The organism is Roseovarius ramblicola (assembly GCF_042430665.1).
Taxonomy (GTDB): Bacteria; Pseudomonadota; Alphaproteobacteria; order Rhodobacterales; family Rhodobacteraceae; genus Roseovarius; species Roseovarius ramblicola.
Genome location: NZ_JBHMEC010000026.1, coordinates 88,444 through 113,666, shown reverse-complemented (window position 1 = coordinate 113,666; position 25,223 = coordinate 88,444). Strand labels below are relative to the sequence as shown.

The 25,223-nt window shown below is 67.8% G+C and carries 25 protein-coding genes; 12 read left to right on the top strand and 13 right to left on the bottom strand.

Annotated elements, in window-relative coordinates:
• The first annotated feature begins 33 nt into the window (after window positions 1–33).
• Window positions 34–486: a DUF302 domain-containing protein gene (locus tag ACFFU4_RS15390; RefSeq protein WP_377070703.1), complete on the top strand. Its 453-nt coding sequence runs from the start codon at window positions 34–36 to the stop codon at window positions 484–486.
• 124 nt (window positions 487–610) lie between these two features.
• Here the strand turns inward: ACFFU4_RS15390 and hisA are convergent, their stop codons facing one another.
• Window positions 611–1,333 (bottom strand): 1-(5-phosphoribosyl)-5-[(5-phosphoribosylamino)methylideneamino]imidazole-4-carboxamide isomerase, encoded by a 723-nt coding sequence (gene hisA, locus ACFFU4_RS15385; RefSeq protein ID WP_377070702.1) that lies wholly within the window; start codon window positions 1,331–1,333, stop codon window positions 611–613.
• A 149-nt stretch (window positions 1,334–1,482) separates the two neighbouring features.
• Between hisA and ACFFU4_RS15380 the strand changes: the two genes are divergently transcribed.
• The 3 genes from ACFFU4_RS15380 to ACFFU4_RS15370 all read left to right on the top strand — a co-directional run bounded on the left by ACFFU4_RS15380 (window position 1,483) and on the right by ACFFU4_RS15370 (window position 4,017).
• Window positions 1,483–1,872, top strand: coding sequence for a DUF2147 domain-containing protein (locus ACFFU4_RS15380; protein ID WP_377070701.1), 390 nt, complete (start codon window positions 1,483–1,485; stop codon window positions 1,870–1,872).
• A 45-nt stretch (window positions 1,873–1,917) separates the two neighbouring features.
• The gene (locus ACFFU4_RS15375; protein ID WP_377070700.1) at window positions 1,918–2,349 is read left to right on the top strand and encodes a VOC family protein; all 432 of its coding nucleotides are present in this window, start codon (window positions 1,918–1,920) and stop codon (window positions 2,347–2,349) included.
• Between the two features lie 420 nt (window positions 2,350–2,769).
• Window positions 2,770–4,017: a DEAD/DEAH box helicase gene (locus ACFFU4_RS15370; protein WP_377070869.1), complete on the top strand. Its 1,248-nt coding sequence runs from the start codon at window positions 2,770–2,772 to the stop codon at window positions 4,015–4,017.
• A 3-nt stretch (window positions 4,018–4,020) separates the two neighbouring features.
• On the opposite strand, the gene ACFFU4_RS15365 is transcribed toward ACFFU4_RS15370, so the two are convergent.
• The 3 genes from ACFFU4_RS15365 to rocF are packed head-to-tail and all read right to left on the bottom strand — an operon-like array spanning window position 4,021 to window position 6,591.
• The gene (locus tag ACFFU4_RS15365) at window positions 4,021–4,551 is read right to left on the bottom strand and encodes an isochorismatase family protein (RefSeq protein ID WP_377070698.1); all 531 of its coding nucleotides are present in this window, start codon (window positions 4,549–4,551) and stop codon (window positions 4,021–4,023) included.
• Between the two features lie 41 nt (window positions 4,552–4,592).
• Window positions 4,593–5,651: an ornithine cyclodeaminase gene (gene ocd / locus ACFFU4_RS15360; protein ID WP_377070697.1), complete on the bottom strand. Its 1,059-nt coding sequence runs from the start codon at window positions 5,649–5,651 to the stop codon at window positions 4,593–4,595.
• 10 nt (window positions 5,652–5,661) lie between these two features.
• Entirely contained in the window at window positions 5,662–6,591 is a 930-nt protein-coding gene (rocF, locus tag ACFFU4_RS15355) for an arginase (RefSeq protein ID WP_377070696.1), read from the bottom strand.
• A gap of 115 nt (window positions 6,592–6,706) precedes the next feature.
• Between rocF and ACFFU4_RS15350 the strand changes: the two genes are divergently transcribed.
• A complete protein-coding gene (locus ACFFU4_RS15350; protein WP_377070695.1) occupies window positions 6,707–7,135 on the top strand; it encodes an Lrp/AsnC family transcriptional regulator in 429 nt (142 codons plus the stop codon).
• Window positions 7,136–7,315: 180 nt separating this feature from the next.
• Here the strand turns inward: ACFFU4_RS15350 and ACFFU4_RS15345 are convergent, their stop codons facing one another.
• The gene (locus ACFFU4_RS15345) at window positions 7,316–8,401 is read right to left on the bottom strand and encodes an ABC transporter ATP-binding protein (protein ID WP_377070694.1); all 1,086 of its coding nucleotides are present in this window, start codon (window positions 8,399–8,401) and stop codon (window positions 7,316–7,318) included.
• 159 nt (window positions 8,402–8,560) lie between these two features.
• On the opposite strand from ACFFU4_RS15345, the gene ACFFU4_RS15340 reads away from it, so the two are divergent.
• Window positions 8,561–9,046: a DUF2059 domain-containing protein gene (locus ACFFU4_RS15340; RefSeq protein ID WP_377070693.1), complete on the top strand. Its 486-nt coding sequence runs from the start codon at window positions 8,561–8,563 to the stop codon at window positions 9,044–9,046.
• 46 nt (window positions 9,047–9,092) lie between these two features.
• Here the strand turns inward: ACFFU4_RS15340 and fabZ are convergent, their stop codons facing one another.
• The 5 genes from fabZ to ACFFU4_RS15315 form a co-directional block, all read right to left on the bottom strand.
• A complete protein-coding gene (gene fabZ / locus ACFFU4_RS15335) occupies window positions 9,093–9,557 on the bottom strand; it encodes a 3-hydroxyacyl-ACP dehydratase FabZ (RefSeq protein ID WP_377070692.1) in 465 nt (154 codons plus the stop codon).
• A gap of 64 nt (window positions 9,558–9,621) precedes the next feature.
• Entirely contained in the window at window positions 9,622–10,188 is a 567-nt protein-coding gene (locus tag ACFFU4_RS15330; protein ID WP_377070691.1) for an OmpH/Skp family outer membrane protein, read from the bottom strand.
• Between the two features lie 2 nt (window positions 10,189–10,190).
• Window positions 10,191–12,497, bottom strand: coding sequence for an outer membrane protein assembly factor BamA (gene bamA, locus ACFFU4_RS15325; protein ID WP_377070690.1), 2,307 nt, complete (start codon window positions 12,495–12,497; stop codon window positions 10,191–10,193).
• 80 nt (window positions 12,498–12,577) lie between these two features.
• The gene (locus ACFFU4_RS15320) at window positions 12,578–12,703 is read right to left on the bottom strand and encodes a hypothetical protein (RefSeq protein WP_377070689.1); all 126 of its coding nucleotides are present in this window, start codon (window positions 12,701–12,703) and stop codon (window positions 12,578–12,580) included.
• Window positions 12,704–12,806: 103 nt separating this feature from the next.
• A complete protein-coding gene (locus ACFFU4_RS15315; RefSeq protein ID WP_377070687.1) occupies window positions 12,807–13,949 on the bottom strand; it encodes a pyridoxal phosphate-dependent aminotransferase in 1,143 nt (380 codons plus the stop codon).
• A 64-nt stretch (window positions 13,950–14,013) separates the two neighbouring features.
• Between ACFFU4_RS15315 and ACFFU4_RS15310 the strand changes: the two genes are divergently transcribed.
• From ACFFU4_RS15310 to ACFFU4_RS15300, 3 genes are read left to right on the top strand one after another with little or no spacing between them, the layout of a single operon-like run.
• Window positions 14,014–15,330, top strand: a complete 1,317-nt coding sequence (locus tag ACFFU4_RS15310) for a M48 family metalloprotease (RefSeq protein ID WP_377070686.1) — start codon at window positions 14,014–14,016, stop codon at window positions 15,328–15,330.
• Window positions 15,331–15,346: 16 nt separating this feature from the next.
• Window positions 15,347–16,111: a DsbA family protein gene (locus ACFFU4_RS15305; protein ID WP_377070685.1), complete on the top strand. Its 765-nt coding sequence runs from the start codon at window positions 15,347–15,349 to the stop codon at window positions 16,109–16,111.
• A 3-nt stretch (window positions 16,112–16,114) separates the two neighbouring features.
• Window positions 16,115–16,645: a hypothetical protein gene (locus tag ACFFU4_RS15300; protein ID WP_377070684.1), complete on the top strand. Its 531-nt coding sequence runs from the start codon at window positions 16,115–16,117 to the stop codon at window positions 16,643–16,645.
• 7 nt (window positions 16,646–16,652) lie between these two features.
• On the opposite strand, the gene ACFFU4_RS15295 is transcribed toward ACFFU4_RS15300, so the two are convergent.
• Together ACFFU4_RS15295 and ACFFU4_RS15290 are read right to left on the bottom strand one after the other, a co-directional pair.
• The gene (locus ACFFU4_RS15295; RefSeq protein ID WP_377070682.1) at window positions 16,653–17,774 is read right to left on the bottom strand and encodes a M24 family metallopeptidase; all 1,122 of its coding nucleotides are present in this window, start codon (window positions 17,772–17,774) and stop codon (window positions 16,653–16,655) included.
• Window positions 17,771–18,802, bottom strand: a complete 1,032-nt coding sequence (locus ACFFU4_RS15290) for a pyridoxal-phosphate dependent enzyme (protein ID WP_377070681.1) — start codon at window positions 18,800–18,802, stop codon at window positions 17,771–17,773. The genes ACFFU4_RS15295 and ACFFU4_RS15290 overlap by 4 nt, the downstream gene beginning before the upstream one ends.
• A gap of 286 nt (window positions 18,803–19,088) precedes the next feature.
• Between ACFFU4_RS15290 and ACFFU4_RS15285 the strand changes: the two genes are divergently transcribed.
• The 3 genes from ACFFU4_RS15285 to purL all read left to right on the top strand — a co-directional run bounded on the left by ACFFU4_RS15285 (window position 19,089) and on the right by purL (window position 22,793).
• Window positions 19,089–19,607 carry a phosphoribosylglycinamide synthetase gene (locus tag ACFFU4_RS15285; RefSeq protein ID WP_377070680.1) on the top strand — a complete coding sequence of 173 codons (519 nt, stop codon included), beginning with the start codon at window positions 19,089–19,091 and terminating at the stop codon, window positions 19,605–19,607.
• 324 nt (window positions 19,608–19,931) lie between these two features.
• Window positions 19,932–20,477: a hypothetical protein gene (locus ACFFU4_RS15280; RefSeq protein WP_377070679.1), complete on the top strand. Its 546-nt coding sequence runs from the start codon at window positions 19,932–19,934 to the stop codon at window positions 20,475–20,477.
• 144 nt (window positions 20,478–20,621) lie between these two features.
• Window positions 20,622–22,793, top strand: a complete 2,172-nt coding sequence (gene purL, locus ACFFU4_RS15275) for a phosphoribosylformylglycinamidine synthase subunit PurL (protein ID WP_377070678.1) — start codon at window positions 20,622–20,624, stop codon at window positions 22,791–22,793.
• A 101-nt stretch (window positions 22,794–22,894) separates the two neighbouring features.
• On the opposite strand, the gene ACFFU4_RS15270 is transcribed toward purL, so the two are convergent.
• Window positions 22,895–25,015, bottom strand: a complete 2,121-nt coding sequence (locus ACFFU4_RS15270) for a transglycosylase domain-containing protein (protein ID WP_377070677.1) — start codon at window positions 25,013–25,015, stop codon at window positions 22,895–22,897.
• Between the last annotated feature and the right edge of the window lie 208 nt (window positions 25,016–25,223).

The following is a 25,223-nucleotide window of genomic DNA, read 5'->3' as shown; positions in this document are numbered from 1 at the left end:
TGCAGATTCGCAGGATCAATCACGGAGGGTTTCATGAGACGCGTTCTGGCCGCAGCAGCGATCACACTGGCGGGGCTGCCCGCCTTTGCCGGCAACGACGATATCGTCAGGGTCAAGTCCTTCTCGGACGTGGCCACCACGATGGACCGGCTCGAGGCGGCGGTGACCGGCGCGGGGGCCCGCGTGTTCGCGCGCGTGGATCATGCGGCGGGCGCGGCGTCGGTGGAGATGGAGCTTGCGCCCACGCAGGTGCTCATCTTCGGCAACCCCAAGATCGGCACGCAGGCGATGCAGGATGATCCCACGGCGGGGCTGTTCCTGCCGATGAAGGTGCTGGTCTATCGCGACGGGGCGGGGCAGGTGTGGCTTGCCTACGAAGACCCCAAAGAGATGTTCGACGGCCTCGCGATCGACGATGACGCGGGATATATCAGGATGATGACCGGCGCGCTGGGCAAGCTGACGGGCAAGGCGGCGGGGCAGTAAGGCGACGGTTCGAGGCCGTCTGCGTCATTGCCCGGCTTGACCGGGCAATGTCGTGCCGGACTGCCGAGTCCGACCAGAGATGCCCCGGTCGCGCCGGTGCATGACGCAGGTATCGTGGCGGGCGTCAGCCGCGCAGCGCCGCAAGCGCCGCGCGCAGGTCGAGCGCCCCGTCATAGAGCGCGCGACCCGAAATCGCGCCGTTCAACTCTGCGCCGCAGTCGCGCAGCGCGATCAGGTCGCCGAGCGACGACACGCCTCCCGACGCGATTACCGGGATCGAGACCGCGCGGGCGAGCGCCGCGGTGGCCGCGACATTGGGCCCCTGCATCGCGCCGTCGCGGTCGATATCGGTGTAGATGATCGCCGCCACACCGGCATCCTCGAAGGACCGCGCGAGGTCGGTGGCGTCCACCTCCGTCTCCTCGGCCCAGCCCTTGGTGGCGACGCGGCCCGCGCGTGCGTCGATGCCCACGGCGACCTGCCCGGGAAAGGCACGGGCGGCCTCGCGCACCAGCGCCGGGTTCTCCACCGCCACCGTCCCGAGGATCACCCGCGCCAGCCCCTTGGAAAGCCACGCCTCGATGGTGGCCATGTCGCGGATGCCACCGCCAAGCTGCGCGGGCACCTTGCACCGTGCCAGAATGGCCTCGACCGGGGCGGCGTTCACCGGCGCGCCGGCAAAGGCACCGTTGAGATCGACGAGGTGCAGCCACTCGCAGCCCGCCTCGACAAAGGCGCGCGCCTGCGCCGCCGGGTCGTCGTTGAACACCGTGGCGCGGTCCATGTCGCCGCGCAGCAGGCGCACGGCCTGCCCGTCCTTGAGGTCGATGGCGGGGTAGAGGATCATCGGCGTGGCCTTTCGCAGGGGGCTTGCGTGCGCGCTTATGCCGGGGCGGTGCGACTTTTGCAACGCGACCCGCCGCGACCCAACGTCAGACTTGATCTGGCGGCGGGCTTTGGCCCACCCTCTGCCCCATATCTCAGGGAGGAGAGACGATGCGCAAACTGGTGATGATGAGTGCGGTGCTGGGCATTGGGGCCGGCATGGCGATGGCCGAGCCGCTTCTGGGCACATGGCAGACGTCCAAGGATGACAACGGGCATTCCGGTCTCATCGAGGTGGCCCCCTGCGGCAACAAGCTGTGCGGCAAGCTGGTGAAGTCCTACGACGAGAACGGCAACGAGACGCAGAGCGACAATCTCGGGCGCAACATCATCTCCGGGACGGTGCCGGTGGGCGGCGGCGAATACAAGGGCAAGATCTATAGCCCCGATCGCGACAAGACCTACAAATCGCAGTTGCAGTTGCAGGGCGACCGGCTCAAGGTCAGCGGCTGCGTGATGTTCATCTGCCGCGACGGGGGGACGTGGCGCAAGGTGCAATAGCCTGACCGGGTTTCGCGACGGGGCGCAGCGCGCTAAGGTCGGGACATGACCGATCAGAGCCTTCCCGCCGCGCCTGCGCCCGCCATTCTCGAAGCCGCTCTCTATGCCGATGATCTGGATGCAGCAGAGCAGTTCTATGGCGGGGTGCTGGGGCTGGAGCGGATCGTGCGCGCGGGTGCACGGCATGTGTTCTACCGCGCCGGCGGGGGCGTGCTGCTGATTTTCAACCCCGAGGAAACAGCCAGGCCCCCCGGTCCCTCCGACCTGCCGGTGCCCGCGCATGGCGCAACCGGACCGGGGCATTTCTGCTTTGCTGTGGAGGGCGCGGCGCTCGATGCCTGGCGCGCGCGGCTGGAGGCCGCGGGAGTGGCGATCGAGGCGGATTTTCACTGGCCGAATGGCGCCCGCTCGATCTATTTCCGCGATCCGGCGGGCAATTCACTGGAGATGGCGGAGCCGCGGCTATGGGCGCGGTAGCCTGCCAGGTGTGAAGGCTCTGGCCTGGAGGGGACGTTGACCTATCCGGTGATGAGCCGCGCGGGGTGGATGGCGAATGGCAGGTATAGGCCAATATCCACCATCGCGCCGCGTCTGCCTGCTGCCCCACGCACGGCGTGCTTGACTTCCGCCATCGGGGCCGCCATATGCGGGTCAACCGTCATTTCCTGCCGCGTGAGCAGCACGGCCCTCAGGGGCGTATGATATGAAATGTCGCGGACCTGTTCCCAAAATCACGCGTGGGGCCAAACACCTGTCGGAAGGCGGGGGCAATCGGCCCTTTGTCTTGGCCCGCCAGGTGCAACCACGACGACCGGGCGGTGATCCGCACCGCCTGCACCGGGCTCTGGGTTCATTCCCCGGCCCCCGAAAGGATACGATTTGAACCTCTTCGAAGAGATGGGCCTGCCCAGGTCGCTGACCGCCAAGCTGGCAGCACAGGACATCACCGAGCCCACCCCGATCCAGACCCACGCCATCCCCCATGCGCTCGACGGCCATGACGTGATGGGGCTGGCGCAGACCGGCACCGGCAAGACCATGGCCTTTGGCCTGCCGCTGGTCACGCGCCTGATGGAGGCACCGGGCCGGCCTGATCCGAAATCCGTGCGCAGCCTGATCCTCGCCCCCACGCGCGAGTTGGCGGGCCAGATCCGCGACGCGCTGATGACGCTGGTCAAGGACAGCCCGATCAAGATTGGCCTCGTGGTCGGCGGCGCCTCGATCAACCCGCAGATCAACCGGCTGGCGCGCGGCACCGATATCCTCGTGGCGACGCCGGGGCGGCTGCTGGACCTGATCGACCGGCGCGCGCTGCGGCTGGATGGAGCAGAGTTCCTTGTGCTCGACGAGGCCGACCAGATGCTCGACCTCGGGTTCATCCACGCGCTGCGGCGCATCGCCGGGCTGCTGCCCGCCGAGCGGCAGACCATGCTGTTCTCGGCCACCATGCCGAAACAGATGGAGGAGATCGCCGGAAGCTACCTGAAAAATCCGCGCCGCGTGCAGGTGAGCCCGCCGGGCAAGGCGGCCGACAAGGTGACGCAGGAGGTGCATTTCGTCGCCAAGGCCGAGAAACCCGATCTGCTGATCGAATGCCTCGACAAGCACCGCGACGAGTTGGCGCTGGTCTTTGGCCGCACCAAGCACGGCTCGGACAAGCTGGCGCGCAGGCTGGAGCAGGCGGGCTTTGCCGTGGCGGCGATTCACGGCAACAAGAGCCAAGGCCAGCGCGAGCGCGCGCTGGCGGCGTTCCGCGACGGGCGCGTGCGGGTGTTGGTGGCGACGGATGTGGCGGCGCGCGGGCTCGATATCCCGGCGGTCACCCATGTCTACAACTACGAATTGCCCAATGTGGCCGAAAACTATGTCCACCGCATCGGGCGCACCGCGCGCGCCGGGCGCGACGGAACCGCCATCGCGTTCTGCGCGCCCGACGAGATGGGCGAGCTGAAGGACATCCAGAAGGCGCTGGGCACCGCGATCCCCGTCGCCTCGGGCCGCGCGTGGGAGGTGCTGCCCGATCCCAAGGCCAAGGGCCGCGGCGGACCCCGCCGGGGCGGCGGTGGCGGCACAGCCAAGCCCGGAGCCGGAGCCGGGGCCAAGCCGGGCGGCGCGCGCCGCAGGCGGCCGCGCCGCGCCGCCTGAGCGCTACTTGATCAGGGCGATCACCTCGCGGAAGCGCGGGTGATCGGCCCCGCCAAGCCATTCGAAGACCGCCATCTCGGTGGTCACGAGCACGGCCCCGGCGCGGGCCATGCGCGCCAGCGCGGCCTCGCGGTCGGCGGGCGCGCGCGACCCGATGGCGTCGGTGACCACCGCCACCTCGCGCCCCGCCTCCAGCAGCCCCAGAACGGTCTGAAGCACGCAGACATGTGCCTCGCAACCCGCTACGACGAGCGTGTGCCCGGCGGCGACGCGCGCGGCGAGACCGGTTTCAGGGCCCGCGTCGAACCGCGATTTCGCCAGCACCGCCTCGCCAGGCCGCGGCGCCAGATCGGGCACCGTGTGTCCCAGCTTTTCGGGGATTTGCTCGGTATAGGTGCGCGGCACGTCCATCAGGCGCGCGGCCCCCAGCAGCCTTCCCGCCCGCGCGGCGATGCCCGCGCCCTCGTGGATCGCGGGCATCAGCCGGGCCTGGAAATCGATGAGCAGAACGTGAGAGCGCGCAGCGTCGAGCATGGCCCGAGCCTGCCGCAGACGCGGCCCCTTGGCAAGCGGCATCAGCCCCCACAGGGGGCGGCGCGCTGCAGCATCCCGAACAGGTCGCGCGGGTCGTCAGGGTCGGCGAGCAAGTCGAGATCGCGGTAATACTCGGTGCCGCCGATATGGTCGCGGATATAGCGCAGGGCGCTGAAATCCTCGATGGCGAAGCCGACGCTGTCAAAGAGCGTGATCTGTTCCGCGCTGGTACGCCCCGGCGCCTCGCCTGCCAGCACGCGCCAGAATTCGGTCACCGCATGGTCGGGATCGAGTTGCTGGATCTCGCCCTCTATGCGGGTCTGTTCGGGGTATTCCACGAAGATCGACGACCGGTGCAGGATCGCGGGCGCGAGCTCGGTCTTGCCCGGGCAGTCGCCACCGATGGCGTTGATATGTACACCCGATCCCACCATGTTGTCGCTGAGGATGGTGGCGTATTGCTTGTCGGCGGTACAGGTGGTGATGATCTGCGCGCCTTCCATGCTCTCCTCCGCAGAGCGGCATTTGACCACCTCCAGCCCCATCCCGGCGAGGTTGCGCGCGGCCTTTTCGGTGGCGGCCGCGTCGATGTCAAAGAGCCGCACGGATTTCAGCCCCACCAGCGCCTTCATCGCGAGGCTCTGGAATTCCGATTGCGCGCCCGCGCCGATCATCGCCATGGTGTCGGACCCTTTGGGTGCCAGGTGGCGGGCCACCATCGCCGAGGTGGCCGCCGTGCGCAGGGCGGTGAGCACCGTCATCTCCGACAGCAGCACTGGATAGCCGTTGCCGACATTGGCCAGCAGCCCGAAGGCGGTGACGGTCTGCAAGCCGGCCTTGGTGTTCTTGGGATGGCCGTTGACGTACTTGAACCCGTAGACCTCACCGTCGGAGGTCGGCATCAGCTCGATCACGCCCTCTTCGGAGTGGCTGGCCACGCGTGGGGTCTTGTCGAACAGGTTCCAGCGGCGAAAGTCTGCCTCGATATATTCGGCAAGTCCGGCGAGCATCTCCTCGATACCGATATGGTGGACAAGCTGCATCATGTGATCGACGGAAACGAAGGGCACATAGGCCTTCTCGGAGGGGGCGATTGTCATGGGTCTCTCCTCAGTTGTAGGCGCGGGTCACGCGGTCGAAGACGCGGCGGCCGAGCGCCGAGGCCGCGAGATCGACCATCACCTGTGCGGTGCGGCCCCGCTCGTCGAGAAACGGGTTGAGTTCCACGAGATCAAGCGAGGTGAGAAGGCCGCTGTCGCAGACCATTTCCATCACCAGATGCGCCTCGCGGATGGTGGCGCCGCCGGGCACGGTGGTGCCGACGGCGGGGGCAAAGCCGGGGTCGAGGAAATCCACGTCCAGCGACACATGCAGCGCCCCGCCTGCCCTTTCGACATCGGTGAGGAATTCGGCCAGCGGGCGGGCGATGCCGCGTTCGTCGATCTCGCGCATGTCGTGGGTGCGGATGGCGGTATCGGCGAGCGCCTCGCGTTCCGCGCCATCGACCGAGCGCAGACCGATCATGCAGATGTTGTCCTGCGGCACCGGGTTGGCGACGGGCGGGAAGCCGTGAAAGCCCGCGCGCCCGGTGACATAGCCGATGGGCGTGCCGTGCAGGTTGCCAGAGCCGGTGGTCTGCGGCGTGTGGATGTCGCTGTGCGCGTCGAGCCAGAGGATGAATTGCGGGCGGCCCCGGGCGGCGGCATGGTTGGCCACGCCGGCGATGGAGCCGAGCGACAGGCTGTGATCGCCGCCGAGGAAGATCGGCAGGCCCTGTGCCGCGGCGCGTTCTCCGGCCTGCGCGAGCGCCGCGGTCCAGCCCGCAGTCTCGGCGGGGGCGTGGACATGGGGCGGCATGTCGGGCGAGGCGGTGGCGTCGGCGGGGGCCACGTTACCAAGGTCGCGCACGGCGAGGCCCAGATCGGCCAACTGCTCCGCCAGCCCGGCGGTGCGGTAGGCGTCGGGGCCCATCAGGCAGCCGCGCCTTGCCTTGCCGCTGTCCACCGGTGCGCCGACAAGCAGGATGTCGTTGGTTGGCATGATCGTCTCCTTGATGGTCATTCAAGGGATCTGTCTCCGAATCGGGTTGATTTGAAGCGGGTATTTTGCACTTATCGGGCGCAGTTCCTGCGAAACGAATGCAAAAGGCTTCATAATGGACGAAACCGACCGGCGCCTGCTCTCGGCGCTTCGCCATGACGCGCGCGCCTCGCTCTCGGATCTGGCGCTATCTCTGGGCGTGTCGCGCACCACCGTGCGCGCGCGGATCGAACGGCTTCAGGCGAAGGGAGAGATCGTCGGCTTTACCGTGGTGCTGCGCGGCGACACGCTGCGCGATCCGGTTCGCGGGCTGATGATGCTGGGGATCGAGGGGCGTGGCACCGAGCGGATCATCCGCCAGCTTGGCGGGCTGTCGGCGGTGCGCGCGATCCACACCACGAACGGGCGCTGGGATGTGATTGTCGAGATCGGCACCGACACGCTTGAGGCGCTCGACCGGGTGCTGGCGCAGATACGCCGCTTCGACGGCATCGCCAGTTCCGAGACGAGCCTGTTGCTCAACACATGGAAATCGGGCGGGTAGGGGACGACGGCTCGGACCCTTTGCGCAAATCGGTTGACAGCTCCGCGATCCCGCGCCGTGCCCCCGACCGGCGCGCCCTGGACCGTGCCCGCGTTCATTCGCCGTCTCGCGCCACGCTCCAACTGATTGATTTCGCATGTCCGAGGCGCTCAAAACCGGGTTCCGCTTTTGAGCACTGCTTTAAGTGCCCGCCGGAAACACAAAGCACCGGTCGCGCCGGATCATCAGCCACAGCGGTTTGCCCGGCTTGGGCAGGAACACGTTGGGCACGCTCACCTTGATGAGCGAGCCGTCGTGGTCCATGCGGAATTCCACCAGGCTCTCCGACCCCATGAACCGCGCCCGCGTCACCACCCCGCGCGCGGGCGTGCCATCGAGCGGCGTCGGGTTCGGACCGCGCCCGTTGCGATCGAAGTCGATCTTTATGTGCTGCGGGCGGATCACGATTTCCACCGCCTGCCCGTCAGGCACGCCGGGGGCAAGGAACTGGCCAAAGGGGGTCTCGGTCAGCGCGCCGCGCACGGTGCCCCGGATGACGTTGATCTCGGAGAAGAACGCCATCGCGCTTCGGTCCAGCGGCGCGTTGTAGACGTTGTAGGGCGCGCCCTGCTGCACGATCCGCCCGTCGCGCATCAGCGCGATCTGGTCGGCCATGCGCATCGCCTCCTCGGGCTCGTGCGTCACCAGCAGGACGGCGGTGTCTTCCTCGCGCAGGATGTCGAGCGTCTCGTCGCGGATGCCGTCCCGCAGGCGGTTGTCGAGGCCCGAGAACGGCTCGTCCATGAGCATGATCCGCGGGCGCGGGGCCAGCGCGCGCGCCAGCGCCACGCGCTGCTGCTCGCCGCCCGACAATTCGTGCGGATAGGCATCGATGTGATGCGCGAGGTGCACCCGCTCCAACAGCTCCACCACCCGAGCGCGCCGCGCCCGTTTCGGCCCATTGAGGCCGAAGGCCACGTTCTCGGCCACGCTCAGATGCGGGAACAGCGCGAAATCCTGGAACATGAGGCCGATCCGGCGCCGCTCTGGTGGCACGCGGAAGATCGTGTCACAGATCAGCTTGCCATCGACATGGATCTCGCCCGCGTCCTGCATCTCGACGCCCGCGATCATCCGCAGCGTGGTGGACTTGCCGCAGCCCGATGGCCCCAGCAGGCACATCACCTGCCCCGGCAGGACCTGCAGGGACACATCGTGGACCACCAGCCGCCCGTCGTAGCGGCGCGTGACGTTCCTGATCTCAAGCCGGGGGGTGGGGCCTTGCACGGCTGCCTCTCGTCCTCAGTCCGACCGATTTTGTCGGCCTTTGAACGCAGCCCATAGCAACCCCGCCTCCCCCATGCAAGCGCCTCCGTCCCCGCCCCGTTGACAGCCCGCAGCCGAAGTGCTTGGCTGACCGCGAAATTTGACACCGGAGTTTGACCCATGCGATTTCTCACCGGCGCCGTTCTGGCGCTGTGCTTCACCCTTCCCGTCCATGCAGAAACCGACCGGGAGGCGCGGCTATCCGTGGCGCGCGACTATGTCGAGGCGAGCATGGCCGACATGGACATTCAGGATTTCATCCGCCAGCTCTGGCAGCCGATGGTGCAGCAGATGGCCGCCAACCGGCAAGAGCTCTCGCCCGCGCAGATCGCCGATATCGAGGTGCTGTTTTCCGACGAGTTGACTGCGCCGTTGACCGAGGTCATGCACCGTCAGGACGAGATTCTCGCCGATCTTCTGACGCTCGAGGAGTTGACCGCGCTGCGCGATTTCTACACCTCCGAGCATGGCGGCGCGGTGATGCGCAAGATGCCGCAACTGGCGCGCGCGCAACAGCCGATGATCTCGCGGGTGTTGCAGGACGCCATGCCGCGGATGATGCCCCGGATCGAGGAGATCACCACCCGCGCGCCGGATACGGAGTAACGACGGGCGGGCGCGCCGGATGCCACGCGTGTGCGGGCATCCGGGCTTACTCTTTCGGCATGTCCATCATCGCGGTGAACTCCACCTCGGCGGCCACCTCGTCCGCGACCCGCGCCAGCCCCGAGAACTTCCAGACCTTGCCACCGGGCTTGCCGCGGCGCGTCTCGATGTCGAGCTCCAGCACGTCGCCAGGCACCACCATGCGACGGAACTTGGCTGTCTCGATGGCCATGAAATAGACCAGCATGTTGCGGTCTTCCAAACCCAGCGCGCAGCCCACCATGACCGCCGCTGTCTGTGCCAGCGCCTCGACGATGGTCACCCCCGGCATGATCGGCTGACCGGGGAAATGGCCCTGGAAATGCGGCTCGTTCATGGAGACGTTCTTGATACCGCGCGCCGAGCGATACCCGTCGATATCGAGCACGCGATCAACGAGCAGGAACGGATAGCGATGCGGGATGATCCGCTGGATGAGGTGGATATCCGCGGATTTCAGCGGCTCGCTCATGGCACGTCCTTTCACGTTGCGACGCGCCGTCCCTAGCAAGAGCGTCCGCGCAGGGCAAGCGCGGCTACTCCTGCTGGGCGTCGGACAGCGCGGGGCCTTCCCCGATTCGCGCGTCGATCCGCGAGATGGCGGCGTCGGTCACGTCAGCCGCCTCGGCACGCAGGATCACGCTGCGCACGTCCAGCAGCGCCACGGCATCCGCCTCGTTCAGGATCTCTCCCAGAACCGGCTGTACCACCCGCATGAACTGCACCGGGGCGAGATCGCGTTGCCGTTCGAGCTCGCGCGAGCGCCGCTCGCTCTCGCGGCGCAGTTGCGTCACCTTGGCGTCGAAGGCATCGGCCATCTCGCGGAATTCGTCCGGCGGGGTGGTTTCGCGCAGCTCTGTCAGCTTCTCTTCCTCGGCCTCAAGCTCGGTGGCGATGCGCTCGTTACGCGCGATCAGCGCGTCGCGCTCCGCCTCGATTCCGGCCTGCAACTTCTGGCCATAGGCGGTCTCGGCAAGCAGCCGCTCGATATCGATCACCAGCACGTCGCTTTGCACGGCACCCGGCTGCTGGGCCCGCGCCGGTGCTTCGGGCACACCGGCGGTCAGGGCCAGCAGCGCGGCGAGAAGGAGCCAGGCGCGCATGCTCAGAAGTCGGTTTGGACCGTCAGGTTGAAGTTCTGGTCGATATCGCCCGGCTCGGATTTCAGAACGTTGGAGAAATCCATCCGCAGGGGCCCGAAGGGCGAGGTCCAGAAGACCGACAGGCCGACCACATGGCGCGGCTCGAACCCTTCGGAATTCACGGTGGCGCCGCGATCATCGACCCCCCACATCGAGCCGATATCGTAGAACGCGCCGCCCGTGATCCCGTATTCCTCGGGCAGACCGAGCGGGAATTCCGCCTCGAACTTGACGACTGCGAAATAATCGCCGCCAAGATGCTCGCCATTCTCCACCGGTCCCATCCCGTTGGGCTCGAAGCCACGCATCACCTGGCTGTTGAACCGGTTGATGAACCGGCTGCTACCGCTTGTGAAGTGGATCGCCCCGGCCTCGGCGATCGCGCGCAGTGTGACCTCCTCGCTGAGCACCATGGTCTGGCCGACGGCGCGGGCGGAGGTCTTGATGTAGTCGTTGTCGCCCCCGAGCCCGGCAAATTCCTGGCCGAAGGACAACAGCACGCCCGAATTGGGGTCGAGACCGGTGCGGCGCGTATCGTAGCTGTATTCGTAGCCCAGGGCACTGGTCCACAACCCCCCTTCGGCAGCCTCGGCCGCGAGGACCGTGCTGATGCCGTTGAAGTCGGACATGTCCTCGTAGCGGCCATTGTAGAACAGGCTCAGACGCCCGTTGTCCCCGGTCGGGAATGTCAGGCTCGGACGGAATACACCGATGGCCGTGTCGAACTGCGTGTTATCGTCCTCGTTCGCCTCGCGGAACGCGAAATCGAGGCCGAAGGCCACGTCCCGCCCGAGAAAGGCAGGTTCGACGAAGCCGATATTGTAATTGATCGTGTCGGCGGTGCCGAGAATGCTGAAATCGAGCTTCTGCCCCCGGCCCATGAAATTGCGCTCGCTCAGTCCGAACTGAAGCCCCAGCCCCGAGTTGGTCGAGAAGCTGGCCCCGACGGACACCGATCCGGTGGTGGTCTCCTCGACCTCGGTCTCGATCACCACCTGATCGGGCCGCGAGCCCTCGCGCGCGTTGACATCGACATTCGAGAAGAAACGCAGCGCGCGGATGCGCTCTGCCGCCTGCCGGATGGCGCGCGGGTTGAACGGATCGCCTTCGGCGGTGTCGAACTGACGCCGGATCACGCGGTCGAGCGTGGTGGTGTTGCCCTCGATGTCGATACGCTCGACGAAGACCCGCGGCCCGCGCTGCAGCAAGAATTCCACGTCCAGCGTCAGATCGCGGTCGTTGCGGGTGACGCGCGGCTCCACGCGCAGGAAATCCACCCCCTCCTCGACGCCCAGACGCTCCATCCGGGCGATGGCGTTTTCCACCAGCGAGGGCGAATAGGTCTTGCCCGACTTCAGCTTGAGCGTGTCGTGATAGGGTGCCGCCTCGACCCCGTCATACTCGCTGACGGTGGTAATCTCGCCAAAGCTGAACTGCTGGCCCTCCTCGACGGTGAAGGTGACGAAATATCCGTCGCGTTCGCGCGACAGTTCGGCGTTGACGCCGGTCACGCGGAAATCGACATAGCCGCGCGCGTTGTAGAAATCGGTCAGCACCTGCCGGTCAAATGTGATCCGGTCCTCGACAAAGGTATCGCTGCTGATCAGCGCGCGCAGGAGCCCCGCCTGCTTGCTCTGGATGGCGCGGCGCAAGCGGCGGTCGGAATAGACGCGGTTGCCCGAAAAGCTGATGCGCTTGATCTCGATGGCGCTGCCCTCGAAAATTTCGAACACGAGGTCCACGCGGTTGTCGCTGCGGCGGATCACCTTGGGCGTCACCCGCGCGGAGATTCGCCCGTTCTGCGCATAGGCTTCGGCGATGACAGCCGCGTCCTGCTCGGCCTGCGACGGGCTGAACACCTGCCGCGTCTTGCTCTGGATGAAGCTCGAAAGATCCTCTGACTTGAGCTTGTCGTTGCCCTCGAAGGCGATGCGATTGATGGTCGGAAGCTCGGTCACACGGATCACGAGGCGGCTGCCCTGCGGGTCCATCTCGACTTTCTCGAACAGACCCGAATCGAGGATGCGCTGGTACGCTGCGTTGAGTTCGCCCGCCCCGACCGTCTCGCCGCGCTCAATGCCCGAGAAGGCGAGGATGGTATCGCCCTCGATCCGCTGATTGCCTTCGACCGTCACGTCGGTAAAGCGGTATTGCTGTGCCTGCGCGGGGGCAGAGTGCCCGATCGCCAGAAACGACAGCACCACTGCAAGGTACAGAAGACCACGCTGGAAAAAGGCAGCAAGCGGCCGCGCCGCGAAAAATTCGCTCATCGGTCAAACCCAGTCAGACATCCCATTGACCAAAGTCACTACCCGGTCTGCCGGGGCTTGTCAAAACGCGAATGCCCGGATCAGAGCGAGCCGAGAAACCCCGCCGCCATTAGCGCCGCGACCAGTGTCGCGGTAAAAAGCAGCAGATCGGCGTTGACGCCGAACAGCACGACTGCGCCGCGATAGGTCTTCCTGAAGCTGGGCATGGTCCGCTCCTTCGCCACTGGTTTCAGACAGGGTTCACCCTGCCCGCGGCAGATGGCGGATTTTTGCGCGAATCAAGGCGAGATTCGGGCAGTGCGCGGCCGCTCAGCGTGCGGCCATGAAATCCGTCAGACGCGCCAGGCCCTCCTCGATATCGGCGGTGGCGCGCGCGTAGGAAAAGCGCAGAGTCCCCGCCCCGCGGCCCGGATCGAAATCGAGCCCCGGCGTCACGGCGACGCCCGCATGGTCGAGGATTTCGGCGGCAAAGGCGCGGCTGTCATCGGTCAGGTGGGTCACGTCGGCATAGACGTAGAACGCGCCGTCGGGCGGCGCGATCCGGTCGAAGCCCGCGCGCGGCAACCCCTCCAGCATCAGCGCACGGTTGCGGGCATAAACCGCACGGTTGGCCTCCAGTTCCTCCACGCAGTCCATCGCCGCCAGCGCCGCGATCTGGCTGGCATGGGGCGGACAGATAAACAGGTTTTGCGCCAGCCGCTCGACGGTGCGGACATGATCCTCGGGCACGACCATCCAGCCAACGCGCCAGCCAGTCATCGAGAAATATTTGGAGAAGGAATTGATCACGTAACAGTCGTCGGTGATCTCCAGCGCGCTGATCGCGCGGGTCTCATAATGCAGGCCGTGATAGATCTCGTCGCTGATGAACTGTCCCTTGGCCTGGTGCGTGGCGTCAATCAGCGCCGCCAGGCGCGCGCGGTCCAGCATCGTGCCCGAGGGGTTGCCCGGGCTTGCCACAAGCAGCCCCGCCAGGTCGCGGCCCGCGAGGTCGCCGGGCGCAGGCTGAAGGCGGTTTTCCGCCGAGGTCTCGATATCCACCGGCACGAGGTCGAGGGCATGCAGGATCTGGCGATAGCTGGGATACCCGGGCGCGCCGATTCCCACCCTGTCCCCGGCATCGAAGAGCGCCGTGAAGGCCAGGATGAACGCCCCCGAAGAGCCCGGCGTGACGACGACGCGGGCCGGATCGAGATCGACGCCGTACCAAGCGCCGTAGAGCCGCGCGATGCGCGCGCGCAACTCCGGCAGACCCAGCGCCACGGTGTAGCCGAGCGCCCCCGCCTCCATCGCGCGGGCCAGCGCCGCCCGCGCCCCCGCGGGGGCGGGCGTGCCGGGCTGGCCCACCTCCATGTGGATGATCCGCCGTCCCGCCGCCTCGGCGCGGCGCGCGGCCTCCATCACATCCATCACGATGAACGGATCGACCTTGGATCGTCTGGCAGGGCGCATTACATTTCTCCTCGGGGATTGCGACGGCAGGTCTCCGTTTCACTGGGAAAGACGGGCAAGGTCAATGCAGCCAATACGGATTTTCGCGGGCCTGCTGGTGCTGGCCATCACGCTGGCCGCCCCTGCGCGCGCCATCACCCTGCTGCGCGATCCCGATATCGAGCACGGGCTGCGGCAACTGGCCGAGCCGGTGCTGCGCGCCGCCGGGCTCAGCGCAGATCGGGTGGATATCCTGGTGATCGACGCCCCCAGTCTCAACGCTTTCGTCGTCGACGCCAATTCGATCTTCCTGCATTCCGGGCTGATTCTGCGGATGGACAACCCGGCGATGCTGCAATCTGTCATCGCCCACGAGGCCGCACATATCACCAACGGGCACCTGATGCGCCGCCCGATCAACATGCGCAACGCCCGCACCGCCGCCACGCTCGGTACCGTGCTCGCGGGGATCGCGGGGGCCGCGGCGGGCAGTGGCGAGTTTGCCGCCGGGGCGGCGGCGGGAATACAGGGCGCGGCGATGCGCAGCTTCTTTTCCCATACCCGCGCCGAGGAGAACGCAGCCGACACCAGCGGCATTCGCTACATGCACTCCGCTGGTGTCGACCTCGACGGTGCGGTCCAGGTGATGAACCTTTTTCGCGGGCAGGAATCGCTATCACTCACGCGGCAGGACGCCTACGCGCGCACCCATCCGCTCTCGCGCGACCGCTTTCGCCGGGTACGGGCGCTGGCCGAGGCGCGATCGGGCACGCCCGCACCCGACCCCGATGCCGAGTATTGGTTCGCACGCACCAAGGGTAAGCTCTCGGCCTTCCAGCGCTCGCCGAAATGGACGCTGGCGCGCGTCGGCGAATCGGGATTCGAGGATGTCCGTCTGATGCGCGAGGCGGTGGCCCACCACCGCCGGTCGGACCTGGGCCGCGCGCTGCCCGCGATCGACGCGGCCATCGCGCGGCGTTCGGATGATGCCTACCTGCACGAATTGCGCGGCCAGATCCTGATGGAAAGCCGCAGGATCAAGGCGGCCGTCGCCGCCTACGGGCGCGCCGCCGAACTCAAGCCCCGCAACGCGCTGATCCTCGGTGCCTACGGGCGGGCGCTGCTGGCCGACGGACAGGTGCAGCAGGCGGCCCGTCGCCTCGAGCAGGCGCGCTCGCGCGATGGGCGCGACATCCGCGTGCTGCGCGATCTCGCCCAGGCAGAGGCGCGGATGGGCAATCGCGGCATGGCCTCGGTGCTCACCGCCGAGCGTTATGCGATGGCGGGCCGGCTCAAAGATGCTAGGATACATGCGGAACGCGCCAGCGGCCTGTTGCCCCGGGGCTCGCCGGGCTGGCGCCGCGCACAAGACATTCTTGCCGCGGCAGACGCCGCAGAGTAACGGAGAAAATGACGCTGTGACCCTGACCAACCGTCTCCTGACCGCCGTCCTGTTCTGCCTCGTGTGCCTTGGCGTCGCCCCGCCCGCACAGGCGCTCGACCTCGACAATCTCAGCGCCTCGGACCGCGCGCTCCTGCACGAGGAGATCCGCAGCTACCTGCTCGAGAACCCGGAAATCATCATGGAAGCGGTCTCCGTGCTGGAGCGACGTCAGGCCGCCACCCAGGCCGAGGCCGACGTGCAACTCGTGCGCGCCAATTCCGAGGCGCTGTTCGACGCGCCCCATGACTGGACCGGCGGCAACCCCGAGGGCGACGTAACGCTGGTCGAGTTCATGGATTACAAGTGCGGCTATTGTCGGCGCGCGTTCGATGACGTGAACAGCCTTGTCGAGGAGGACGGCAACATCCGCCTCGTGCTCAAGGAGTTCCCGGTCCTGGGCGAAGAATCGGTCGCCGCCGCGCGCTTTGCCATCGCAACCAGGCGCGTGGCGGGCGACGACGCGTACAAATCCGTGCACGACGCGCTCATGGCCTATAACGGTACCATGAACGAGACCGGGTTCAGCCGCCTCGCCGATGCTCTCGGGCTTGATGCGAACGCCATCATCGACGAGATGGACAGCGACGCCGTCACCGAGGTGATCGCCGCCAACCACGCGCTCGGGCGGCGCCTGCGGGTCAGCGGCACGCCCACCTTCGTGATGGACGACCAGATGCTGCGCGGTTTCGTCCCGCAGGACGCGATGCAGCGGATCGCCAACGAACTCCGCGCGCAATAGGCCATGCGACACCGGCTGAGCGCGGCGACGCTGGCAGTGACGGCCGCAGTCACCGCCGTCACGTTCGTCACCGCCGCAAGAGCCCAGAAGGGGCCGCAGATGTCGCGCAGCCCGCTGGGCGAGGCGATCCGTGCCGCGATGATCGCCTCGCCGGGGCTTCTGTCCGGGTTCAGGGACACGCCGCGCGCGCCGACCGCCCCTTACGCCGACGACATTGCCCGCGATCTCGCCCTGCTCGATCGCCTCGCCCCGCGCCTCTTCGATCCCGACCGGCCCGGGCTCGGCCCGGCGGGTGCCCCCACGCGGATCGCCCTGTTCAGCCGCGCGGATTGCGCCCCCTGCGCGGCCGCACGGGCCGAACTGGCGGCGCTCGCCGCGCGCATGGGATTTCGTGCCGCGCTGTTCGACATGGGCCGCGACGCGGGCCTCGCCCGCGACCTCGGGCTCGACACGGCCCCGTCCTACGTCCTGCCCGACAAGCTGTTGCGCGGGGCCATGCCCGCCATCGTGCTCGAACGCTACCTGCGCGACTGACGTTGCCTCAGCCGCCGATCACCGGCAGGTCCGGCCCCGCCAGCGGCGACAGGGCGCGGGGCGCGTCCCCGGTGATCGCGATCACCTCCTCGTGCACCATGATCCGCCCCGGCGCGGTGGCGATCACCGGCTCCAGCGTTATGACCATGCCGGGCAGCAGCACGCTTTCGTCACCCGCCCTCAGAGAAAGCCCCTCGGTCAGTTGCATCCCCACCCCATGGCCAAGCCGCCCGTCATCCGCGCCCACGATATCCGCCATCGCGCGCCACACATCGCAGGCCCGCGCGCCGGGCCGCGCCGCCGCCAGCCCCGCCTGCGTGGCCTCGATCAGCCGCGCATGGGCGGCGCGCTGCGCGTCACCGGCCCGGGCAATCGCGAAATTGCGGTCGAAATCGCAGAAATAACCGTCGCACACCGCGCCGGTATCGAGCATCAGCACGTCACCGGGCGTGAGCGGCTGTGCTCCGGCAGGAGATATCACGTCCGCGTAGCCCTCCGGCCCCGCGCCGCCCGCAAGGTAAGGCACGAAATCCGCCCCCTCCTCCAGCAGCAGCCGCTGAAAATCGCGAAACACGGCGTCGAGCGGTACGCCCGGCCCGGTGATCTCGCTCACCCGGCCAAAGGCCCGGCCGGCCACGGCGCAGGCGTGCGCGATGCGGTCGATCTCGGCATCCGATTTCACCGCGCGCAGCGCCGCGACGAGGCCGCGATCATCGGTGATGTCCAGCCCGGCGCTTTCCTTCAGCCGCGCGAAATCCCCGAGCGGCATCCGCAGGTGACTCTCCGGCCCCGAGGGCACCCCCACAGGCCCGCCTGTCTCTCGCAGCGCCTCGGCCAGGAGCGGCACGCCATCGCCCGCCGGCGCAGGCCAGGTGCGGATGTCGGCCACCCATGTGCCCGCCATCAGCGCCGCCCCGATCGCGGGGATCACCGCCACCGGATCGCCTGAAGCGGGGATCACCAGATACCACTCGCGGCTCGGGCTCTCCCAGAAGCGGGTGAGAAAGCCGCTGAAATAGCGGAACTCCGGCTCGGTGGTCAGCAAAAGCGCCCCCAGCCCCGCCTCTGCCATGCGCGCCTGCGCCCGCGCCAGCCGGGCGCGATATTCCGCCTCGGCAAAGCCGCTCACGTCCCGGGCTCCTCGCTGATGACGGCCAGCGCCCGCGTCTCCGGCCCCAGCCCCATCGCCCGCAGCGCAGCCACCCCCGCCGCCCCCGATTCCGTCGTCGCCATGCCCCGTCCGGCCAGCGCGGGCAGCACATCCGCCGCCTCCGCCTCGGTCACGGTGGCAAAGGCATCGGCATCCCGCGCCAGCCCCTTGAGGGCAATGAGCGACGGCACCTTGCAATCCAGCCGTCCCATGTTCGAGACCGGCCCCGACGTCTCGACCGGCCGCCCGGCGCGGATACTGTCGATCAGCGCCGGGGCATTGGCGGGCTCGACCACCACGATGCGCGGGCCATCCCCCCAGACCGCCCGGACATGCGCGGCGACCGCCCCCGCCAGCCCGCCGACCCCGGCCTGAAGCGCGATCACATCGAACGGGGAAGCGGCCTGCGCGGTTATCTCGGCGGCCATCGCGAGGTATCCCTCCATCAGCCGGTGCGGCAGCGCCATGTATCCCGGCCACGAGCTGTCCGACAGAAGCGTGCCCTCGCCCGCCTCCGCGGCGCGCTCCGCCGCCGCCATGCTCGCGGCATAGTCATCCCCTGCGCGCACCACCTCCGCGCCCTTGTCGCGCAGCCGCGCGGCAAAGCTCTCGGGCACAGTGTCGGCCAGGTACACCACCGCCCGCGCGCCGAAGACGCGCGCGCCCGCCGCCACCGACAGCCCGTGATTGCCCGCGCTCGCGGTCACGTAACAGCGCCCCTCCAGCGCCCGGCCCATGTCCTCCACTCCGGTGGCCGCGGCATCGCAGGCGATCACATAGGCCGCCCCCAGTGCCTTGAAGCTGCCCAGCCCCATGCGCCCGCGCTCGTCCTTGACCCACAGGTCCGGGCCCAATCCCGGCACCGCCACCAGCGGTGTCTCTGCCGCCGCCGGACAGCGCGCGAGAAGCCCCTGCACCGCCGCCACATCGACGCTCGGCCACGGCGCTTCCGCCAGGACACGCTCGTCCATGCCCTTGCCACGCAGCGAGTTTTCCAGAATATCCATGGCCGCCCCTTTTCATGTTTCGCGCATCTGAGCCAAACCCGGGTGCGAAATCAATCCTTCAACCCCTTTCCCGGTCACGATCCGGCGAAACCGCCGCTTGACGCCGGGTCGTCGGCATTCCGACGCTGAAAGGCTCTCGACATATCGGCAACATATTGCAAAATATACGAATTCTTACACCGCCCCCCTGACACGGATCACCCGAATTCCCACCTCAATTGCGTGAAAGGGCGCAGACCGCGCCCTCGAAAGCGGCAGGAGAAGCCCTGCAGAAAAGGAGGAGCGAATGACCTTACGCTACATCGCACTCGCCACGGCCCTGACCAGCGCCGCTGCCGTCGCCGCACCGGCGGCGTTTGCACAGGACTCCGCGCAGCGGATCGACGATCCCGATATCGGAACCCACGTGGGCGATCTGCCCAAGGCAAATGCCGATCTCCCGGAGGTTCCAAACGATATCGACGTGGAAGCGACTGCACCGTCCGAACTTGACCTCATGGGCAAGGAGTTGACCGAGGCCGAGAAGACCCTCGTCAAGAACATCCTCGTCGAGGCCGAGAACGGGGCCACGCTCAGTTCGGTGGATGATTATGTCATCGGCGAGGTGACCGGCACCCTGGGCAATGCAGGGTCAGACCACCTTATCTATGTCGATGTCAGCCAAGAGGCCGGTCTGGCGGCCGACCGTCTTGCCTTCCGGGCAAGCGCACTCAGTGTCGAGAGGGTCGGCGATCTGGAATACGCGATGACCCTCCAGGACCTGCGCAAGGATGTGGCGGAACGCGTTGCCGCGCTGCGCATGTAATCCGACCAGCGGGCAGGGCGACTTTGTCCTGACCCAGTGGCCCGTCGGCGGCCCGGCCTCGTGCCGGGCCGCATTTTCCTGATCTGGCCCGAAAAGCACGAGCCAAAGCCCGCCGATCCTTCGCCCGGGCCGGCGCTCAGGCAACTGACCGCCGATGCGCGAGGGCTGTTCTCGCGGGATTCTGCCAACTGAAAGATCAGTCCGTCGGCCGGTCTTGGGAGCAGCCAAAGGCGCTCCCAGCTTTGAAGTGCCAGAACGGCGACGAGCGCACTCCGCCGGGGTGCGATCTCGGAAAATGCACTGGAAAGCGAAAGGAGACGCACCATGAAACTCCGGACCATCGCAACAGCCCTTCTGCTGAGCACCGGACTGGCCACGATTGGCCATGCCCAAAGCGTCGGTGTTGGCACCGACGGCAGTGCAGGCGTGGGTGTCGGCGGAAGTACAGACGGCAATGTGGGCGTGAGTGCCGGCACAAGCGGAACCGCGAACCTCGGCATCGACGGCGACAGCTCCGGCTCCGGCGATGTCGGCGCGGATACAAGCGGGCGCGCCCGGCTCGGCACCGCACTCGGCCTGGCCGGGAAAGACGCTGCGGAGATTACCGGGGCGACGGTTGTATCGGCCGACGGTCAGGTGATCGGCACGGTCCAGGGTGCCCGGACCGACCCCGCGGACGGTAGCGTACAAGCGCTTGTTTCCCTTGACGAGTCGGCAGGCATGTCCGTCGAGACGCTGGCCTTCGAGGCCGCAAGTCTGAAGGCAGAAAGCGAGGACACGCTGGTCAACGCCATGACTGTCGCCGAATTGCGCAGGAATGTCGAAGCGCAGGCCTCGGGCAACGCCCGGGCCGCCACCTTGAACGACTAGGCATCGCGACACCGCGGTCGGGCCGTTTCATACCGGCCCGACGCCCCCGGCTGCCTGCGGGCAGCCGGGTTCTGCCCCTTTCCCCCGGCCCCCCGATCGCATAAAGAGGCGCGCAAAGCGCCAGCCGAGGGGGACCAGACGCCGATGCAAGAGCCCGACATCACGCCCGACCTGATCGCCGCCCACGGGCTCAGGCCCGAGGAATACGACCGCGTCCTCGAAATCCTCGGCCGCGTGCCTTCCTTCACCGAACTTGGCATCTTCTCGGCCATGTGGAACGAGCATTGCTCCTACAAATCGTCGAAGAAATGGCTGCGCACCCTGCCCACGTCCGGGCCACAGGTGATCTGCGGGCCGGGCGAGAACGCCGGCGTCGTCGATATCGGCGACGGGCAGGCCGTGGTGTTCAAGATGGAGAGCCACAATCACCCCTCCTATATCGAGCCCTACCAGGGCGCCGCCACCGGCGTGGGCGGTATCCTGCGCGACGTCTTCACCATGGGCGCGCGGCCCGTGGCGGCGATGAACTCATTGAGCTTCGGCTCTCCCGACCACCCGAAGACCCGCCAGCTCGTGCATGGCGTGGTCGAGGGGGTGGGCGGCTATGGCAACTGTTTCGGGGTGCCGACAGTGGGCGGCGAAGTGCGCTTCGATCCCGCCTATGACGGCAACTGCCTCGTCAACGCCTTTGCCGCCGGGCTCGCGGACGCGGACGCGATCTTCTACTCGGCGGCCTCCGGCGTCGGCATGCCGGTGGTCTATCTCGGGGCCAAGACCGGCCGCGACGGGGTGGGCGGCGCGACCATGGCCAGCGCCGAATTCGACGAGTCGATCGAGGAAAAACGCCCCACCGTGCAGGTGGGCGACCCGTTCACCGAGAAGCGTCTGATGGAGGCCACGCTCGAGCTGATGGCCACGGGTGCCGTCATCTCGATCCAGGACATGGGGGCGGCGGGCCTCACCTGCTCGGCGGTGGAGATGGGCGACAAGGGCCGCCTCGGCATCCGGCTCGACCTCGACCGCGTGCCACAGCGCGAGCAGGCCATGACCGCCTACGAGATGATGCTGTCGGAAAGCCAGGAGCGGATGCTCATGGTGCTGCGCCCGGAAAAGGAAGCCGAGGCCCGCGCCGTGTTCGAGAAATGGGATCTTGATTTCGCCATCGTCGGCGAGACGATTCCCGAGGACCGCTTTCTGATCCTCCACGGCAATGACGTGAAGGCCGAACTGCCGCTCTCGACGCTCGCCTCGTCGGCGCCCGAATACGACCGCCCCTTCACCGAGGCCGAGGGCCCCGCGCCACTCGACCCCGACAGCGTCCCGGCGCTCGACCCTGTCGACGGGCTCAAGGCGCTGCTTGGCTCGGTCAATTACTGTTCGCGGCAATGGGTCTACGAGCAATACGACACCATGGTGATGGCCGACACGGTGCGCACCCCGGGCCTCGGCGCGGGCGTGATCCGGGTACACGGCACGCAAAAGATGCTGGCCTTTACCTCCGATGTCACGCCCCGCTATGTCGCCGCCAACCCCGAGGAGGGCGGCAAACAGGCGGTGGCCGAGGCGTATCGAAACCTCACCGCCGTCGGTGCCGTGCCGCTTGCCAGTACCGACAACCTCAATTTCGGCAACCCCGAAAAGCCGGAGATCATGGGCCAGTTCGTCGGCGCGCTGCGCGGCATCGGAGCGGCCGTCGCGGCGCTCGATATGCCGATCGTGTCGGGCAATGTCTCGCTCTACAACGAGACCGACGGCACGGCGATCCTGCCCACCCCCACCATCGGGGCCGTGGGCCTCATCCGCGACCCCGAGACCGCCATTCTCGGTCAGGCGCGCGACGGCCATGTGGCGCTGGTGCTGGGCAAAACCCATGGGCATCTCGGGCAATCGGCGATCCTGGCGGAGGTGTTCAACCGCGTGGAGGGTGACGCGCCGCCGGTCGATCTCGGGGCCGAGCGCCGCCACGGCGAGTTTATCCGCAACAACCACGCGCTCATCAAGGCCTGCACCGACCTCTCCGATGGCGGGCTCGCGCTCGCCGCCTTCGAGATGGCCGACGCGGCGGGCGTCGGCGTTCAGCTTGACGCGGACGATATGGGCACGCTCTTCGGCGAGGATCAGGGCCGATACCTCATTGCCTGCAATTTCGACCAGGCCGAAGCACTGATGATCGCCGCCGGAAGGGCCGGCGTGCCGCTCGCCAGCGTCGGACGCTTTACCGGCGAGAGCGTGCGCCTCGGGCGCGCCGAGGTACCGCTGGCGGAACTGTCGGCGCTCTGCCGGGGGGCCTTCGGGGCCGCGTTCGGGCAGGCATAGGCGGCGCGAACGGGGCGGTTTCCGCCGGACCGGGCCGGGCGGGCACACGCCCGTCGTCGCGTGACCGACAGGCGGATGCCCGCCACCGGACGCACCCTGCCCTAATTGCCGAACAGGCTGCGCAGGATGTTCTCGATCGGGTTGCCGCCCGGATCCGGCGCGCGGCGGCGTGACAACGGCTCCGGCGGGGGATCGCGCGGGGCGGGACGCTGCATCGGCAGGGGGCTGGCCGGCAGCCCCTCGTGGACGCGGGCCATCGTCTCGTGCCAGATTTCGGCGGGCAGGCCGCCGCCCGTCACACCGGTGAGGGGCGTGTTGTCGTCGTAGCCCATCCAGACGCCGGCCACGTAATCGGCGGTGAAGCCCAGAAACCACGCGTCGCGGGCGGCCTGCGTGGTGCCGGTCTTGCCGGCCGCCTCGCGGCCCGGCAGGCGGGCGCGCTGCCCCGTGCCCGCCTCGACCACGCGGCTCATCATGTAAACGAGGTCGCGCGCCGCGCTCTCGCGGATCACCCGCTCGCCAATGCCGGACTCGCGGTTCATCAGTGGCGTGTCCTCGCCCATCAGCCGCAGGTCGGTCATGCCGAAGGGCGTGACCGACGACCCGCCGTTGAGGATGCCCGCATAGGCGCCGGTCATCTCCAGCAGCGTGCTCTCGGAGGCACCGAGCGCCAGCGCCGGGCCGTCGGCGAGGTCGCTCTCGATGCCGAAATCGTCCGCCACGCGGCGCACCTTGTCGAGACCCACGCGCATGGCGACCTTGACCGCAGGGATGTTGATCGAGTGCGTCAGCGCCTGCGTGAGCGTCACCCGGCCCTTGTAGTCGCGGGAATAGTTCTCCGGGCACCAGCGGCCGGACCCGGGGATCTCCAGGCAATAGGGCTCGTCCACCACCACGGTTCCGGGATCGAGGCCAAGCTCGAGCGCGGTGGCATAGACGAAGGGCTTGAAGGCCGAGCCGGTCTGGCGCTTGGCCATGATCGCGCGGTTGAACGCGCCGATGGCGGTGGTGTCGCGCCCGCCCACCATCGCGCGCACCGCCCCGTCCGCCGACATCACCACGATGGCCGCCTGCGCCTTGGAGCCCTCGCGCACCTTGTCGGCGAACACGTTCGTCATGGCCTCCTCGGCGGCGCGCTGGATGCGCGCATCGAGCGTGGTGCGGATGACGACATCCTCGGTGGTGTCGCGGGTGAGGAACTCGGGGCCCGACCCCATCACCCAATCGGCGAAATAGCCGCCCGCCTGCTGCTCTGCCGCCTCCGACAGGCGCGCGGGACGGGCGAGCGCCGCCTCGGCCTCCGCGGCGTTCAGGTAGCCCTGCCGCCGCATCAGTCCGATCACCACCGAGGCGCGGTTCTGCGAGCGTTCGAGATTGGCGGTCGGCGCGAGCGTCGAGGGCGCGGTCAGAAGCCCCGCGATCATCGCGGCCTCCGCCGCGTCAAGCCCGGCCGCCGACTTTCCGAAATAGCGCTGCGCGGCGGCTTCGACCCCGTAGGCCCCGGCGCCGAGGTAAGCGCGGTTGAGATAGATCGTGAGGATCTGCTCCTTGGTGTATTTCGCTTCCATCGCGAGCGCGAAGACCGCCTCGCGCACCTTGCGCCAGAGCGAACTGCGCCGACAGTACGAGACATAATCGGCCTCGCTGTCCCAGCGCGCCTCATCATACTCCTCGCCAAAGCACAGGAGCTTGGCGGTCTGCTGCGTGATGGTCGAGCCGCCATTGCCCGAGAGCGGCCCGCGCCCCTCGCTCAGGTTGATGCGGATGGCGCTGGCGATGCCGATGGGGTCGACGCCGGGATGGTAGTGAAAGCGGCGGTCCTCGGTGGCGATCACGGCGTCGCGCAGGTGCGGGCTCACGGTATCGGCCGAGACAATGCCGCCGAACTGGTGCCCACGCCAGGCGAACACCTCGCCGTCGCGGTCAAGCAGCGTCACCGACCCGCGCGCGCGCCCGTCCATCAGGGTCTGGTAGGCGGGCAGCGTGGTGTAGGTATACGCCACGGCAAGCCCGGTGATGATCAGGCTCGCAACACCGGTGCGCCAGCCGATTCCCCAGATCAGCCGCCAGACGGCCCCGAGCACCGCCCGCAGCAGCCGCACCACCGGGTTGCGCGAGCGCTTCCGGGCCGTGCGGCGCGTGCTTTTGCGGGCCCGGCCGCCGCCTGTGCGTGCGCGTTTCGGTGCCGCGAGCGGCGGTTTGCGTCGTCCTGGTTTGCCCATGCCCGTCCTGCCCGGCCGCGTTTCGTGTTGGGCGCAGTCTAGCGCGGCTGCGCGGCGATGTAGAGACCCCGGCCCGCAGGTCGCCCATTCTGTTTGTGCCCTCATATTAGTCAATACTGAGGTTTTGCCTAAACTTTAGACAATTACCGGGCGAACCTGTGCCCGAAACCGCGCATTTCCCTTTCCCAACCGGGGTTCGAGCGATTTT